Origin of the sequence: Flavobacterium sp. xlx-214 (genome assembly GCF_013874595.1) — a bacterium.
Taxonomy (GTDB): Bacteria; Bacteroidota; Bacteroidia; order Flavobacteriales; family Flavobacteriaceae; genus Flavobacterium.
Window position 1 is genome coordinate 1,575,716 of record NZ_CP059431.1, and the last position, 15,699, is coordinate 1,591,414.

Annotated in this window: 16 protein-coding genes; 12 read left to right on the plus strand and 4 right to left on the minus strand. The window is 31.7% G+C overall.

All coding sequences use genetic code 11. From position 1 onward, the window contains the following. The first annotated feature begins 108 nt into the window (after window positions 1-108). Together H1R17_RS07350 and H1R17_RS07355 are read left to right on the plus strand one after the other, a co-directional pair. Window positions 109-588, plus strand: a complete 480-nt coding sequence (locus H1R17_RS07350) for a hypothetical protein (protein WP_163430319.1) — start codon at window positions 109-111, stop codon at window positions 586-588. A gap of 195 nt (window positions 589-783) precedes the next feature. Next, window positions 784-1,350 carry a hypothetical protein gene (locus H1R17_RS07355; RefSeq protein WP_163430318.1) on the plus strand — a complete coding sequence of 189 codons (567 nt, stop codon included), beginning with the start codon at window positions 784-786 and terminating at the stop codon, window positions 1,348-1,350. 125 nt (window positions 1,351-1,475) lie between these two features. On the opposite strand, the gene H1R17_RS07360 is transcribed toward H1R17_RS07355, so the two are convergent. Continuing rightward, window positions 1,476-3,035, minus strand: coding sequence for an AraC family transcriptional regulator (locus H1R17_RS07360; protein ID WP_163430317.1), 1,560 nt, complete (start codon window positions 3,033-3,035; stop codon window positions 1,476-1,478). Between the two features lie 144 nt (window positions 3,036-3,179). Here H1R17_RS07360 and H1R17_RS07365 point away from each other — a divergent pair, with 144 nt between their 5' ends. The 6 genes from H1R17_RS07365 to clpX all read left to right on the plus strand — a co-directional run bounded on the left by H1R17_RS07365 (window position 3,180) and on the right by clpX (window position 7,928). After that, complete coding sequence (locus H1R17_RS07365; protein ID WP_240453299.1) at window positions 3,180-3,776, plus strand: hypothetical protein; 597 nt, start codon at window positions 3,180-3,182, stop codon at window positions 3,774-3,776. Between the two features lie 116 nt (window positions 3,777-3,892). Then, window positions 3,893-4,135 carry a hypothetical protein gene (locus H1R17_RS07370; protein ID WP_181729213.1) on the plus strand — a complete coding sequence of 81 codons (243 nt, stop codon included), beginning with the start codon at window positions 3,893-3,895 and terminating at the stop codon, window positions 4,133-4,135. An 11-nt stretch (window positions 4,136-4,146) separates the two neighbouring features. Beyond that, complete coding sequence (locus H1R17_RS07375) at window positions 4,147-4,494, plus strand: phage holin family protein (RefSeq protein ID WP_163430167.1); 348 nt, start codon at window positions 4,147-4,149, stop codon at window positions 4,492-4,494. A gap of 100 nt (window positions 4,495-4,594) precedes the next feature. Continuing rightward, window positions 4,595-5,917, plus strand: coding sequence for a trigger factor (gene tig / locus H1R17_RS07380; RefSeq protein WP_163430166.1), 1,323 nt, complete (start codon window positions 4,595-4,597; stop codon window positions 5,915-5,917). 86 nt (window positions 5,918-6,003) lie between these two features. Further along, window positions 6,004-6,681 carry an ATP-dependent Clp endopeptidase proteolytic subunit ClpP gene (clpP, locus tag H1R17_RS07385; RefSeq protein ID WP_163430165.1) on the plus strand — a complete coding sequence of 226 codons (678 nt, stop codon included), beginning with the start codon at window positions 6,004-6,006 and terminating at the stop codon, window positions 6,679-6,681. 17 nt (window positions 6,682-6,698) lie between these two features. Beyond that, complete coding sequence (gene clpX, locus H1R17_RS07390; protein WP_163430164.1) at window positions 6,699-7,928, plus strand: ATP-dependent Clp protease ATP-binding subunit ClpX; 1,230 nt, start codon at window positions 6,699-6,701, stop codon at window positions 7,926-7,928. Between the two features lie 44 nt (window positions 7,929-7,972). Here the strand turns inward: clpX and H1R17_RS07395 are convergent, their stop codons facing one another. Together H1R17_RS07395 and H1R17_RS07400 are read right to left on the minus strand one after the other, a co-directional pair. After that, window positions 7,973-9,463, minus strand: a complete 1,491-nt coding sequence (locus tag H1R17_RS07395; protein WP_163430163.1) for a peptide MFS transporter — start codon at window positions 9,461-9,463, stop codon at window positions 7,973-7,975. 55 nt (window positions 9,464-9,518) lie between these two features. Next, window positions 9,519-11,714, minus strand: coding sequence for a S9 family peptidase (locus tag H1R17_RS07400; protein ID WP_163430162.1), 2,196 nt, complete (start codon window positions 11,712-11,714; stop codon window positions 9,519-9,521). 162 nt (window positions 11,715-11,876) lie between these two features. On the opposite strand from H1R17_RS07400, the gene H1R17_RS07405 reads away from it, so the two are divergent. From H1R17_RS07405 to H1R17_RS07420, 4 genes are all read left to right on the plus strand, one after another. Beyond that, window positions 11,877-13,196, plus strand: coding sequence for a hydroxymethylglutaryl-CoA reductase, degradative (locus H1R17_RS07405; protein WP_163430354.1), 1,320 nt, complete (start codon window positions 11,877-11,879; stop codon window positions 13,194-13,196). Between the two features lie 57 nt (window positions 13,197-13,253). Further along, complete coding sequence (locus H1R17_RS07410) at window positions 13,254-13,847, plus strand: hypothetical protein (protein WP_163430161.1); 594 nt, start codon at window positions 13,254-13,256, stop codon at window positions 13,845-13,847. Then, window positions 13,847-14,101: an immunity 17 family protein gene (locus H1R17_RS07415; protein WP_163430160.1), complete on the plus strand. Its 255-nt coding sequence runs from the start codon at window positions 13,847-13,849 to the stop codon at window positions 14,099-14,101. The genes H1R17_RS07410 and H1R17_RS07415 overlap by 1 nt, the downstream gene beginning before the upstream one ends. 64 nt (window positions 14,102-14,165) lie before the next feature. Then, window positions 14,166-15,068, plus strand: a complete 903-nt coding sequence (locus H1R17_RS07420) for a GYDIA family GHMP kinase (RefSeq protein ID WP_220458664.1) — start codon at window positions 14,166-14,168, stop codon at window positions 15,066-15,068. Between the two features lie 73 nt (window positions 15,069-15,141). On the opposite strand, the gene H1R17_RS07425 is transcribed toward H1R17_RS07420, so the two are convergent. Continuing rightward, window positions 15,142-15,675, minus strand: a complete 534-nt coding sequence (locus H1R17_RS07425) for a hypothetical protein (protein ID WP_163430159.1) — start codon at window positions 15,673-15,675, stop codon at window positions 15,142-15,144. Between the last annotated feature and the right edge of the window lie 24 nt (window positions 15,676-15,699).

The window sequence follows — 15,699 nt, forward strand, 5'->3', positions numbered from 1 at the left end:
GCTACTATAAAAACCGTGTACTACACGGTTTTTTGCTTTTTATACAACTTTTGTATATCTTAGTTATGCTAGATAACAATGTTAGCTGTAATGCTAAACAAAACTTAATTGAAAAAAATCTTTACAATAATATATTACCCCTTTGTTTTAATATTTTCAATATTTATTACTCTCTATATTATTATTAGAAGTTGTTTTTCATCAACAAAATTTTCACCTGAATATGAGCCAGCAACTATGGAAAGTTATAGTATATATTTTGAGAACAGCGAATTAAAAATATTTAGTATTTACGCTGGTGAAATTAGAATGGGTCCAATATTCTTGGGTTTTAAAAGCGAACCTAGAATACAAGATATTGAAACTGGAATTTATGGTGATTGGTTCTACAAAACTGATTCTGGAATTTATTTACAAAAATGGAACTCAACTAAGGAACCAAATGCAGATTTAATTTTTATTGATTTTAAAAACTTGAATGTACAAACTATCAAATCAAATATTACAAGTGTAAACTGGAAAATTGAAAATATTGCGGGAAATTTAGTATTCAATGATTTTTCTGGAAATGAGATAGCAATCGCTTAAAAAAATACTACATATAACGGCGGTTTGGCTCAATAGCAGGTTAAGTGATAAATTAAAAGTTTCGGCTATCTATGCTGTAAAACCTTTTTTTATAAATTTATTTAATAAATTGGTTTTTAATACGTGTTGCAATTGAAACTTTTCACTTCAATTTTTGCTGTTATTGTAAAACCTTGAAACGTTAGTCATAATTATATGAGAACAGTATTTTATAGTATTTGCGCATTAATTTTGACTCTTTCTTGTTCAAAGAAGAAAGATCATGAAAGTACTATTGAAACAAAAATTAAAGCAGATACCGTTCTGAAAACTGAATCGGAAACTGAATCTGATTGTGTATTTGATGATGATTATAAAAAAATAACAAAAGAATGGTTAAATGAAATTGGATTCAAAAAATATGTTTGGGACGAACAAAATAAGCAAGCAATTTTAAAATACAATAACGATACTTTAATAGTACGTAAAGGCGGGTGTAATCATTTTGTAAATTCGGTACAAATACGAACCAACATTTTACCTAATAAAATATTGGACAGTATTTTGATAAAAAAAATTACTGAAATAGCGTGTAAATTTAAATTTGAAAATTACTGCCAAAAGCTTACTGAAGGAAAATATAAAGAAATAATTGAAAGCAACTCTTCACTATTTTTAGAATTTGAAGATGAGGATCCGGATGATAATTTAATTTCTGAAGGAATTCAAATTTCAACAGATAATAAGAAAACAATAATTGAAATTTCGGAGTATTACAATTAAAACTACAACTAATAACAGTTTGCCAAAATAGCTGTTAAAGGAGAAATTGAAAGTTTTCCACGCTGGCGCAATCGTCACGCTTGTTCAAAACACCATTATATAAAAAGCTGTAAATAAGCAATTGCTTATTTATGGCTTTTTTTAACCTCGTTAATAAATTGTGATGGCGAAATACCTGTTTGGCTTTTAAAGATACTTGCAAATTGGCTATGTGTGTTGTAGCCGCACATATCAGAAAGTACCGCAATTTTATAATTCAATATTTTAGGATCGTTTTGTAAAAGCGTAATAATATAGTTAATTCTTTGAGTGTTAATGTAGGTATGAAAATCGGCATTTCGATGTTTTTTCAAAATATACGTTACATATTTAGGATTTGTTTTAAGTAGCGTTGCCATTTTTGAAACAGAAATAGATTTGGTTGTAAATTTATTGGCATTTTCAAACGCAAGTAAGTTTTTAAGAATTAAATGCTCTGTTTCGTTATTCTTAATCACTTCTTTGGGCTGTTGTTCTGTGTTTTCATCGTCAAGATTATTTTTAATCTCTCTGTTTTCAGTAATCGCTTTATTTTGGTTAATAGCATTTATAATATTTTGGTATTTTTCATGTATTAACTTGTTTCGTTTCTTATAAAAATAAATAATAAGAAACAGTACTAAAAGCAAAATACCAAGCCCAATTAATAAAATAAGGTTGTTATGGTGCTGCTCTTTTAAGTTTTGATTGTTTTTTGCAGTTTCATACTTTGTAATTTCTTTTGTATTTATGGTTTGATAATTGTTAATGGATAACAATTCTTCTAGTATTTTATTTTTTGAAGTAGGATCATTAAAAACACCACTTTCTTTCATTTCGTTTAAAATCTTTTGAAGCGCAAATTTGTTTTCGGTTTTTTTAACGCTTTCATACGATTTTAAAAACCAATCTTTGGCAGCTATAGAATCCTTGTTAATTAAAGAGATTAATGCTTTGTCTAAATAATAATGTTCTATATAATACGTTGGTTTGTTAGTGCCTAAAAAAGCATAAATACTATCGGCTTTTTCAATGTTTTGTAAAGCATCATTAATGTTGTTGCATTTTAAATTAAGGTAGCCAACATGAATGTTTGAAAAAATTAAAATGCTGTTTTTTTGGAATTCATTATCAAAAGCAACTTTACTTTGATAAAGAAGCAATTCTTTTTTTCTTAATACAAGGGCTTCGCAGAATTTTTTATCAATTTCAAGTGCCGTTGCATTAGCTTGTAATGCTTGGCTTAGTTGTGTGCCATTGTTTAAATTTGAAAGCTTGTAAACTTCTTTTAAAGCAGCGTCAGATTCTGTTGTTAAACCCGCATACCTATACGTGTACACTAATAATGATTTTATGGCAACTTGTATGTCGGTAGCTTTAGCTGCATACGCATATTGGTTAGCCTTTTCAAGATTTTCTATGGCAGTTAAATAATCGCCGTCTTTGTATTTACCATCACCCATTACATGGTAAGCTCTACTTTTTTCTTTATCTGTTTGGGCATATTGTAGCATGCTAACACCATTGCTATAAATAGTGGCAGCATTGGTTAAAATCTTTTTATCTAAAGAGTTGAAAATTTGTTGCTTTTTGGCATCTACATTATTTTGACAGAATGCAACATGGCAAAACAGAAAAAACAGGAAAATAAACAGTTTATTGTACATATCTTCTTAGACTTCTATTACAAAATAACGATTGTTTGTAGTTGAGCAAATGTAATTTTTTTAATGATAAAAAGAAAAGATAATTCAAAGCATTCAGCTTTCCTCTATATTCTTACTACATTAGTACAAAATACAACGCTAAAAATGAAAAAAACATATTACATTATTTTTATAGCACTAACCGTTATTATTTTAATAGTAATAGGCATAAATGTAGTACTTAGTGCTTTAAGTGGTATGGGCAACCCAACAGGAGGGCGCGGTCCCGACTATCCGTATTATATTACAACCAAGCCTACAATGGTAAAGAATATTTTGGTACCTAAAGGAACAAAATTAGTGTACGAAGAGCATTTTTTTAAAGAAGGACAGCAAGATGAACTAATGAATGAAAAAAAGCTTACAATGATTGCTTTTCCTGAAGAAAGTCTGGTAGAATGGGGTGGTGTTCCTGTATCTATGATTGTGAAATTCTTTAATTCTGATATGAGAGGATATACAGTTTATGCAGATTTTAATCATTTAACCGATGATAAAATCACCAAGTTTTCTACTTTATGGAAAAGTGAGGATAATCAATTAGGTATTGATGTAACCAATATAGAAGATTGGAGTTTTAATAAAGAAAATATTACAGATGTAGAAAGTTGTGGCGTAAACAATCAACGGTATTTTAAAGAAAGCAAAGAACAACAATTATTTTTAGATAACCTTTATAAAGCACTCAAAGAAGTGAAGTAAGCGGGCAGGCATCAGCAATCAGTTGTCAGTCATCTAACTTTTTTTAAAAGTTTAATGATATTATTTGGTCTGTTGCAGGATCTAAAAACTTAGCTGTCCTTGACATGAATGCTACTATGAAATATTTGGTAACAGGTATTCGCGTTGCAGACGGACAATGGTATACAGCAGATTATTTCAACGGAAAAAACATCAACAAAGTAATGTTTTCTTTAGACGGTGTACATCCTAATCCACGTGGTTATGCTTTTATTGCGAATGAAGTTATCAAGAAAATTAACGAACATTACAAAGCAAATTTACCATTATTGGTACCAGGAAATTATCCAGGAGTTACTATTAAAGCAACAAATAATTAAAATTATAAGCTATGAGAATTATTGTAAATCTAATCGTAACGGCCGTTATCGTATATTTATTGGCCAATTTTTTACCCGGTGTAACTGTTGATGGGTTTATGTCATCCATCATTGTAGTTATTGTATTAGCAATTTTAAACTTTTTAGTTAAACCAATACTGCAAATAATATCAATACCTATTACAATATTAACTTTAGGATTGTTTTTATTTGTAATAAACGCCTTAATAATTATGTTATGTAGTTATTTAATGGGATCAAAATTCCATGTAGATGGCTTTTGGTATGCCTTGTTATTTAGTTTGGTTTTATCAATAGTACAATCAATAGTTGGTGGTTTAATGACAGATGATGAATAATTTTACTAATAATTAAGTAACAGTTATTTAAAAATTTGATTGGCTTGTAAAAATAATGTATTTTTGCAAGCCAATTTTAGTTACAAAAACAAAATTTACAATGAATATCACAAGAAATAATGTAGATGCGCTTAATGCAATTATTACAGTTAACGTAGCAAAAGCTGATTTTGAAGGGAATGTAGAAAACGCTCTTAAAGATTACAGAAAAAATGCTAACATTCCTGGTTTTAGAAAAGGTCAGGTGCCAATGGCATTAGTAAAAAAACAATACGGCCAAGCTGTTATGTTAGATGAGGTTAATAAATTATTGCAAGATAGTTTAAATAACTATTTAAACGAGGAGAAGATTGATATTTTAGGAAATCCACTTCCTGTTGCTAAAGATATCGATTGGAATGCGGATACATTAAGCTTTGATTTTGAATTAGGTTTAGCACCTGAATTTAATGTAGATTTAAAAGCAGGTAAAAATGTTACCAAATATCAAATTGTTGCTGATGAAGATATGATCAACGAGCAAGTTGAGTATATTCAAAAACAATACGGTAAATTAGTTTCTAAAGAAAAATCAGAAGAAGGTGATGATATCCGTGTAAAAGTTGCAAACGAAGAAGAAGGTATTGAAAACGAAACAACGTTCAATATTAGCGATATCCGTACTAAAACAAACCAAAAGAAATTTATTGGTAAAAAAGTAGGCGATGTAGTTGCAATTTCTACTAAAGGTTTATTTGAAGACGAGCATAAGTTAATGGACGTTTTAAAAGTTGATCACGATAAAGCACATGGTTTAGATGTTGAAGTAACTTTTACAATTGAAGAAGTTTCTACACAAGAAAAAGCAGAATTAAACCAAGAGTTTTTTGATAAATTGTTTGGAGAAGGTAAAGTAACTTCTGAAGACGAATTAAAAGGTCGTATTAAAGAAGATGCTGAAAAGCAATTTGCGCAACAAGCAGATCAAAAATTCATGAACGATACAGTTGAAGCTTTAGTTGAAAATACAAAGTTTGATTTACCTAAAGAATTTTTAGTAAAATGGTTACAAACAGCTGGCGAAACTGAATTAACTGCTGCACAAGCTGAAGAAGAATACACAAAATCTGAAAGCGGTTTACGTTACCAATTAATCGAAGGAAAAATCATTACAGAAAATGATTTGCAAATTAAATTCGATGAAATTAAAGACTATACTTCAGGTTTAATCAAAGATCAAATGGCACAATTTGGTCAATTAGAGCCTTCAGAAGAAGATGTAACAAATATTGTTTCTCGCGTTTTATCAAACCAAGAAGAAGTAAAACGTATTTCTGAGCAATTAATGAACGAAAAAATGATGCAATTATTTGCTGATAAAGTAAGTGCAAAAACAAAAGAAGTTACATACAAAGATTTCGTTAAAGAAGTATACGGAGAATAATTTCTGCAAAATATTAAGTATATTTGAGCATCGAACTTTTTGTTTCGATGCTCATTTTTTTATAAATTTTTAGAAAAAATATTTTTATGAACTACGGTAAAGAATTTAAAAAATACGCTACTAAACATCATAAGGTGAACAACATGTACTACGATAAAATTGTTGCAGGTATGACACCAAGTAACAGCATGACACCTTATATTATTGAAGAACGACCAATGAATATTGCATCAATGGACGTTTTTTCGCGCTTAATGATGGATCGCATCATCTTTTTAGGTACAGGTGTTGATGATTATGTAGCAAACATTATTCAAGCACAATTATTGTTTTTAGAAAGTGTAGATGCTTCTAAAGATATTTCAATTTATATCAATTCTCCAGGAGGAAGCGTTTACGCAGGTTTGGGTATTTATGACACCATGCAGTTTGTAAAACCAGATGTTGCAACTATTTGTACAGGTATGGCAGCGTCAATGGGAGCCGTTTTATTATGTGCAGGTGCCGATGGTAAACGTTCTGCTCTACCACATTCTCGTGTTATGATTCATCAGCCATCGGGTGGCGCGCAAGGAGTTGCAACCGATATGGAAATTAACTTGAAAGAAATGTTAAAGTTAAAAGAAGAATTGTATCAAATCATTGCAAAACATTCAAAACAACCATACGATAAAGTTTTTAAAGATTCTGAGCGCGATTATTGGATGCGTGCCGATGAAGCTAAAGAATACGGTATGATTGATGAAGTTTTAGTAAGAGAATAGTTTTAGAAGAAGAAAAAATGAAAGAAGGGTACAATTGTTCGTTTTGCGGACGCCCAAAAGCAGAAACCAGTATTTTAATTGCAGGTCATGATGCACATATTTGTGATCATTGTGTAGAGCAAGCACATGGTATTGTTTTAGAAGAATTAAAATCGCAAAAAGGTTCGGGTTTGTCTGATGAGGTTTTGTTGAAAAAACCCATGGAAATTCGTGTTTTTTTAGATCAATATGTAATTGGACAAGATCAAACTAAGAAAGTTTTGTCTGTTGCCGTATACAATCATTACAAACGTTTATTACAGCAAGATTTAAAGAACGATGTTGAAATAGAAAAAAGTAACATTATTGTTGTAGGGCAAACCGGTACCGGTAAAACGTTAGTGGCTAAAACAATTGCACGCATGTTAAATGTGCCATTAGCAATTGTTGATGCAACTGTTTTAACTGAGGCTGGTTATGTTGGTGAGGATGTTGAAGGTATTTTAACTAAATTATTGCAAGCAGCCGATTATGATGTAGAAAAAGCGGAACGAGGTATTATTTTTATTGATGAAATTGATAAAATTGCTCGTAAAAGCGATAATCCTTCAATTACTCGTGATGTGAGTGGTGAAGGAGTTCAACAGGCACTTTTAAAGCTTTTAGAAGGATCGATTGTCAATGTGCCACCAAAAGGAGGTAGAAAACATCCCGATCAAAAATTTATTGAGGTAAATACACAAGATATTTTATTTATTGCAGGTGGTGCTTTTGATGGAATTGAACGTATTATTACCAAGCGATTGAATTTTCATGCGGTAGGTTTTGATTCTTCAAAAGATAAAGGAAAAGCTGATAGAAACAATTTGTTACAGTACATCATACCAAAAGATTTAAAGGATTTTGGATTGATTCCTGAAATTATTGGTCGTTTACCTGTTTTAACACACATGGATCCGTTAGATCGTGAAACACTACGATCAATTTTAACCGAACCTAAAAATGCTTTGATAAAGCAATACCAAAAGTTATTTGAAATGGATGGAGTAGAGCTAACTTTTACAGAAGATGCTTTATGGTATATTGTTGATAAAGCGTTAGAATACAAGTTAGGCGCACGTGGTTTAAGATCGTTATGTGAAGCTGTTTTAACCGATCCTATGTATGATTTCCCTGGTTCTGATGTAACCGAATTTGAAATTGATAAAGAGTTTGTTAAACACGCTTTAGATAAGAATTTAATGAAGCGTTTAGCTTTAACAGTATAAAAAAATAAAAGCCTTCCATTTGGAAGGCTTTTTATTTAAATGAATTACTTCACTTCGTGCATTAGTTTTCGAATAACAGGTGAAATTAAAATGATCAATACACCGGCTACTAATGAGTAAATAGCTAATTGTTGATATCCATCAGTGTAAGCCATTAATTTATCAACTAAAGATGCATCAGGACTAGGATCGCTCATTCCAGCGCCTAAAATTCCTGCTAAATACTGTCCGTAAGCACTTGCTAAGAACCATAATCCCATCATCATACCCGCTAAATGTTTAGGCGATAATTTGGTTACCATTGATAAACCAATTGGCGATAAACACAACTCTGCAATGGTTACTACAAAATAAGCCAAAGCAAAAATCTCTAAAGACGTCATTCCTTGTTCATTTGCAAAGAAACGTAATGAGTAGAAAATATAGTAAGCGCCTGCTAATAACAAGAACGCTAAACCAAATTTAACCACTGTATTAGGTTCAATTTTCTTTTTAGCCATCCAAATCCAAACCAATCCTAATAAAGGTGCAAAAGCAATTACATACAAAGAGTTGGCGCTGTTGTTTACAATGTTAGGATCTAAGTTCATACCAAATAAACTTGGTGTAACGTTGCTGTTTGCAAATAAGGCTAATGAACCACCTGCTTGTTCAAAAATAGCGAAGAACAAAATAGAAAAAGCAATCATAATGAAAGCAGCAATGAATTTTTGCTTACCTGATGATTCTTTGATTTTTGTTAATTGAACAATGTAATACAAAATAGCCAAAGGCCCAACGGTAAACATAAAGATGTCGGTGTATTTGGTGTTGTGAATCATAATGAAAATTAGCGGAATACAAAGTAAAGCACCTATGTACACCATAATTTCACGCGATTTTCTTTTAGCAGGTTCTAAATGAGCAATAGGCGAGTTTCCGATAGGACCTAATTCTTTGCGAATAGCTAAAAAGAAGATTACACCAATAACCATTACAGCTGCCGCAGCCAAGAAAGCGTAGTTCCACCCATGGTTTTTACCTAAATAAACACAAACAATACCTCCTAAAAGTGCTCCAATGTTGATACCCGAATAGAATAAACTAAAACCAGCATCGCGCCTTGGGTCGCCTTCGGCATATAATTCACCAACCATTGATGAGATATTAGGTTTAAAGAAACCCGTACCAATAATTGTTAACGAAATTCCGTAATAGAAAAAGTCGTGTGGATTAATTCCAATTAAAAGATTTCCGGCAATCATAACCAATCCACCAAAAACCAATGATTTTTTAAAACCTAAAATTTTATCGGCAAAAATACCTCCTACAAATGTAAAAGCGTACACAAATGCTTGTATGGCTCCGTATTTTAAATTCGATTCGGCATCTTTCAATCCTAATTGATCTACCATAAATAACGCTAAAACGCCGCGCATACCATAAAAACAGAAACGTTCCCACATTTCAACCATAAACAAATGCCATAGTTGTTTTGGGTATTTTCCTTCAAAATTATGAATAGCGTCTAACTGCTGTTCTTCGGTTGTTGTCATATTTTTTATTGTTTGTTCTTAAAAATGTGTTAAGTGTTTCAAATGTACTAAAATATTACAGTTTTTCTAAAATGTAGTTAGTGATTTTATTATACAATTGTTCACGTGTTTTTCCGCCATAAATTCCGTGGTTTTTATCAGGATAAATCAACCAATCAAAATTTTTGTTTTGGTTTACCAATTCATTAATCAACAACATACTGTTTTGTACATGCACATTGTCATCGGCTGTTCCATGAATTAACAAGAAGTTTCCTTTTAATTTTTTTGCATGAGTGATAGGCGAGTTTTCATCGTAACCCGTTGGGTTTTCTTGCGGAGTAGTCATAAAACGTTCAGTATAAACCGAATCGTAAAAACGCCACGACGTTACAGGTGCTACAGCTACAGCGGTTTTAAAAACATCGGGTGCTTGAAACAAACAATTACTGCTCATAAAGCCACCAAAACTCCAACCCCAAATACCAATTCGGTTAGCATCAACGTAGGTTTGTTTGGCTAAATGTTTGGCAACAAAAACTTGATCAGCAACTTCGTATTTACCTAATTCTTTTTGCGTTACTTTTTTAAATTCGGCACCTTTATAACCCGTTCCGCGCCCATCAACACTTACAACAATGTATCCTTTTTGGGTTAACATCATGTGAAAATAATCATCCGAACCAAACCATCTGTCGGCAACTTGTTGTGAACCCGGACCCGAATATTGATGCATTAAAACAGGATATTTTTTGTTAGGATCAAAATCTTTTGGTTTGTAAATAAAGGCGTTTAAATCGTTTCCTACCTCATTTTTAAAAGTTGTAAATTCTTTTTTAGGTAAGTTGTAGGCTTTTAATTTTTCTTCTAAAGCGCTGTTATTTAAAATTTCTTTCACCATTTTACCCGATGCCGTTTCGTGTAAACTTACCGATGGCGCTTTGGTACTTGATGAATGATTGTTGATGAAGTATTTATAATCGGGACTAAAAGTAGCCGAGTTGGTGCCCAATAATGAACTTAATTGCTTTTTGTTTTTTCCGTTTAAGTTGATGCTATACACATCACGCTTGGTTGATCCGTTTTCAATGGATTGATAATAAATGGTTTCATTGTTTTTATTGTATCCATAATAATTGGTTACCTCCCAAGAGCCCGATGTTACTTGTTTTTTTAACGATCCTTTGTCGTTGTAATGATAAATATGGTTGTAACCATCTTTCTCGCTTGTCCAAATAAAACTATTATCGTTTAAAAAAGTCAAATTATCAGTAACATCAACATACGCTTTGTCTTTTTCGGTTAAAATAGTATTTACTTTACTTGAGGTAACATCTACAAAATACAAATTCAATTGATTTTGATGACGATTCAACGTTTGTACACTCAATAAATTTGCATTGTTGGTAAACTTAATTCTTGGAATGTAATAATCTTTTGTAGCATCTAACGCAATGTTTTTGGTTTGTTTTGATGCCACATTGTAGGTGTGCAAACTTACCTTAGAATTGTTTTCGCCTGCTTTTGGATATTTAAAAACTTGCTGTGTTGGATACAAATCCTTTCCGTACACATCCATTGAAAAAGTAGGAACTTCCGATTCATCAAAACGAATAAAAGCCAATTCGGTTCCATCTTTATTCCAATCAAAAGCACGCACAAAAGCAAATTCTTCCTCATAAACCCAATCGGTAATACCATTAATTACAGCATTGTATTTACCATCGTTAGTAACTTGTGTAGTTTTGTTTTGCTTAACATCCCAAACATAAATATTGTTTTCAAAAACATACGCAATTTTACTTCCATCGGCAGTTAATAAAGGCTCCTGAATTGCTTTATCGCTCACTTTTGTTAATGTTTTCGATGCAATATCATACAAATAATAAACAGCTGTAAACGAATGACGATAAATAGGAGTGGAGTTGGTAGCAATTAAAATTTTATCATCGGTTTGATTAATGGTATAATCATCAATAGCCTTTAATTCCTTAAAATCTTTACTTTCAAACAAGGTTCTTGTTTTCTCTAAAGTAGTAAAATCATACGCATCAATTTTATAAACTGTTTCCTTACTAAGGGTAGCATCGTTTATAATATTATCAAAATTTAAAACACTGTATTCGTTTTTAGTATGTAAAGTATTTAAAGCATTTAATTGTTTGGTTCTAAAAGTGCCGTTCCAAATTTCGGCAACTTCTATGTTTTTTTGCGCTTGAATAGGCGCAATTGATGTTGCTGCAAAAGCAGTAAGAAGTACTAATTTCTTCATAAAAAGAGTATCTGATTTAAAGACAGGCAAATTACTCTTTTTTTTGATACTGTTCAAATATACAATTCTATCTTTTCCAATAAAAAAAATCCGCGCATCTATGGCAAATCAAAAAATCAAACCCAATACTAAAAGTTTTATCTTTGCAAAAAATAAAATTGCATTATGAGTATTATTAATGGTTTTTCTAAACTTACAAAGGAACAAAAGATCGATTGGTTGGTTGCACATTATTTTGGTAACAATGAGGCTACGCTTCAATTGTTAAAATCGTATTGGAACAGCGATGCAAAATTGCAAAAACTACACGATGAGTTTATAGAAAACACCATTACCAATTTTTACTTACCTATGGGTATTGCGCCCAACTTTATCATTAATGATAAAGTGTATACAGTGCCAATGGTGATCGAGGAAAGCTCGGTTGTAGCAGCAGCAGCTAATGCGGCTAAGTTTTGGAGTAAACGTGGCGGTTTTAAAGCAAGGGTTTTATCTACCGAAAAAATAGGAAACGTACACTTTATGTTTCAAGGTTCTAAAACCTCGTTGGTTACTTTTATTGAAAAATTACAACCTATTTTTAAAGCCCGAACAGCCGATATTACCAAAAATATGGAGAAACGGGGCGGTGGTATTTTAGCTATTGAGTTGGTTGATAAAACTGCCGAACTTGAAAATTACTACCAACTACATGCTACGTTTGATACCAAAGATAGTATGGGGGCTAACTTTATTAACTCGTGTTTAGAAGAGTTTGCTAACGTGTTACGCGAAGAGGTAGATGGTTTTGACGCCTTTACTACAGCAGAGAAAGATTCTTTGCAAGTGGTGATGTCTATTTTATCGAATTACGTACCTAATTGTTTGGTGCGTGCCGAGGTTTCTTGTAAAGTAGCTGATTTAAAATCGAAAGAAATAGAGAATCCGCAAGAATTTGCCGAGAAATTTGTGCAAGCAGTTCGCATAGCCGAAATTGAAACGTATCGAGCGGTTACCCATAATAAAGGAATTATGAACGGAGTGGACGCCGTGGTGTTGGCAACAGGTAATGATTTTAGAGCTATTGAAGCAGGTGTACACGCATTTGCTGCAAAAGGAGGAATGTACACGTCGTTATCGCACGCTGAAATTGTGAATGATGAGTTTCGCTTTTGGATGGATTTACCTTTGGCTTTAGGAACAGTGGGCGGTTTAACAAACTTGCATCCTATGGTGAAATTTGCGTTAGAGTTGTTAGAAAAACCAAATGCCAACGAGTTGATGCAGATTATTGCTGTGGCTGGTTTGGCGCAAAACTTTGCTGCAGTAAAATCGTTAACTACAACGGGTATTCAAAAAGGGCATATGAAAATGCACATTATGAATATTTTAAATCAGTTTCAGGCAACCAACGAAGAAAAACAAGCGGTTTTAAAACATTTTGAAGACAAAACGGTTTCGCACAGCGCGGTAGTTGATTTTATTGAAAACTTACGAAAATAATTTGTTGCTCAGGTGTTGCTTCTTTTAAAAGATGTAAATTAGTTAAAAGAAATAAAGATGATGCTTATAAATTTAGTGCTGTTTTTTAATTTACTTGGTTGTAATTTCAATTCTAAAATTGCTGTTTCAGAAGATAAAAAGGTAAATGATTTAGAAGTCAAATACAAGAAAAGTCAATTTGTAACAGATACTTTGCGAGTTTTACAAAATGATACAGCCATTTTTCGTAAAGAAGAAGTGATACTTCACCGCCCTTGTAGCAATCCAGAAATGGTTATTAAGTACGAATTAATTCAACCTAAACTTAATGCTTATTACTTTATATACAACCTACAGGAACAGTTGGTGTTAGAGGGGAAATATACAGAAGAGTATACTTATGAAGGTGCAACTGAGAAATTAGGGAATTTTTATAATTCTAAAAATTATACTTATAAAACCAATGGTAAATTGCAATCTGTTGTTTATATGGTTGATGGAAGACATTATAAAACTGAACTTTTTGACACTAAAGAAAAGCCGAAAGAAATTATTTATTTTGATAAAAAATCAGCAGAAAAAACAAAAATAGAACTATATAAAAAAGGAAAATTAAAAGAAACCCGCATATTTACAAGTTTTAATAACTATTATACAGTTAAAGCAACCTAATGGAAAAGGATTTTTATGAACAAATAAGAGATTATATTTCCAGTCAAGAATATGGTTATGAATGGTTTTGTATATTGTTGGGTGTTTTCTTTGTGTGTTCTGCAATTGGTAATTGGAACTGGGTTTTTGATCCACCTTATAATTCGGTGAAAAATCCAATTGGATATTGGTACGGAAGAACAGCATTTCGGGTAACAGTTTTTATATTTGGGATGATACTTATTGTGTTATCAGTATTTGTGATCTTAAAATGATAACAGCGCAAATGTAAAAATCGTTAATCATCTCATTGAACATATTTTAGAAGTAAAAATAATTATGGAATTTTACAGCAACGGTAAATTGTTTATTTTGGGCGAATATTATGTATTGCAAGGTGCTAAAGTATTTGCTTTGCCTACCAAATTTGGTCAGTATTTAAGCGTGTTTCCTATTCAATCAAAAGTGTTGAGTTGGAAAAGTTACGATGCTGATGGAAGTGTGTGGTATAATGATGATATTGTTATTGCCGATGTTTTAAGTAACAATCAAACTTCAACAGATAAAGTGCGCAATACTTTAATTGACATTTTACACCAAGCGCATCAGGCAAACTCTACTGTTTTAAGTAATGGCGGTTTTGTGGTTGAAACCAAGTTGACATTTCCGCGCAATTGGGGTTTGGGAACATCTTCTACCTTAATAAACAACATAGCGCAATGGTTTCAGATTGATGCTTTTCAATTGTTAGATAAATCGTTTGGAGGCAGTGGTTTTGATATTGCTTGTGCACAACACAATACGCCTGTTACGTATCAAAAAATAGATTCAAAGGTTATTGTTCAAGAAGTTCTTTTTAATCCAGCTTTTAAAGAAAATATCTATTTTGTGTATTTAAATCAAAAGCGTGATAGCAAAGATGCCATTGCGAATTTTAGAAAGAAACAAAAAAATCTTACTAATGAAATTGTAGAAGTTTCTAAAATGACAGATGATTTACTAACAATTACCGATTTAAATCATTTTATCAATTTCTTTAAAAAATACGAAAGTAATTTAGGTGGTATTTTAGAAGTACCTACCATTCAAGAACAATTGTTCCCTGATTTTAATGGATTGGTAAAAAGCCTTGGTGGTTGGGGTGGCGATTTTGTAATGGTGGCATCTGAAAATGATCCTACAGAATATTTTAAATCAAAAGGATATGCAACCATTATTTCGTACAACGATATGATTTTATAAAATAAAAAAGGCATCAAGAAATTGATGCCTTTTTCAGGTTGTTTGTTGTTAAAAATTAACGGTTAGATTGGTTTTATTTTTCAGGACGTAACTTGTCGCTATACGTTATTTTGTATGGTTTGTCTTCATCAGCATTACCTTTCATAACATAAATAAACTTGTGTTTACGTGCTTTATCTCCTTTTATATAAATCGTTTTTTTGGTTGATTTATCATAAATACTGGTTTCTTCCGTATTGTTAATACGCATATTTTTAGCCAAACCTGTTTTTTTGTTGGTTAAAACGCTTCCTTTAAAAATAGTTTCGTCATTGTTTTTCACTACAACATCGTCTCCATTAAAGCCTTGCGTAAAAAATAGAATAGAGTATTGTTTGTCGGTAGCTTTATAAGCTTCTAAAAATTTATACTGTGCATTTTCGGTAACAGCTCTAAAATCATTCTTTACTTGTTCAGTATAATAAACGGTATTGTCTTTTCGTACCAATTCTCTTTTTTCTTCTTTTTTGTCAGAAGAATTATCCTTAGTTGTTTTCGATGTTTTACATGAAACAAAGATTAAAGTAGCTACCAAAAACAATATTCTTTTATCTATAATAAATTTCATTGTGAAGTAAGTTGTTCGTTATCT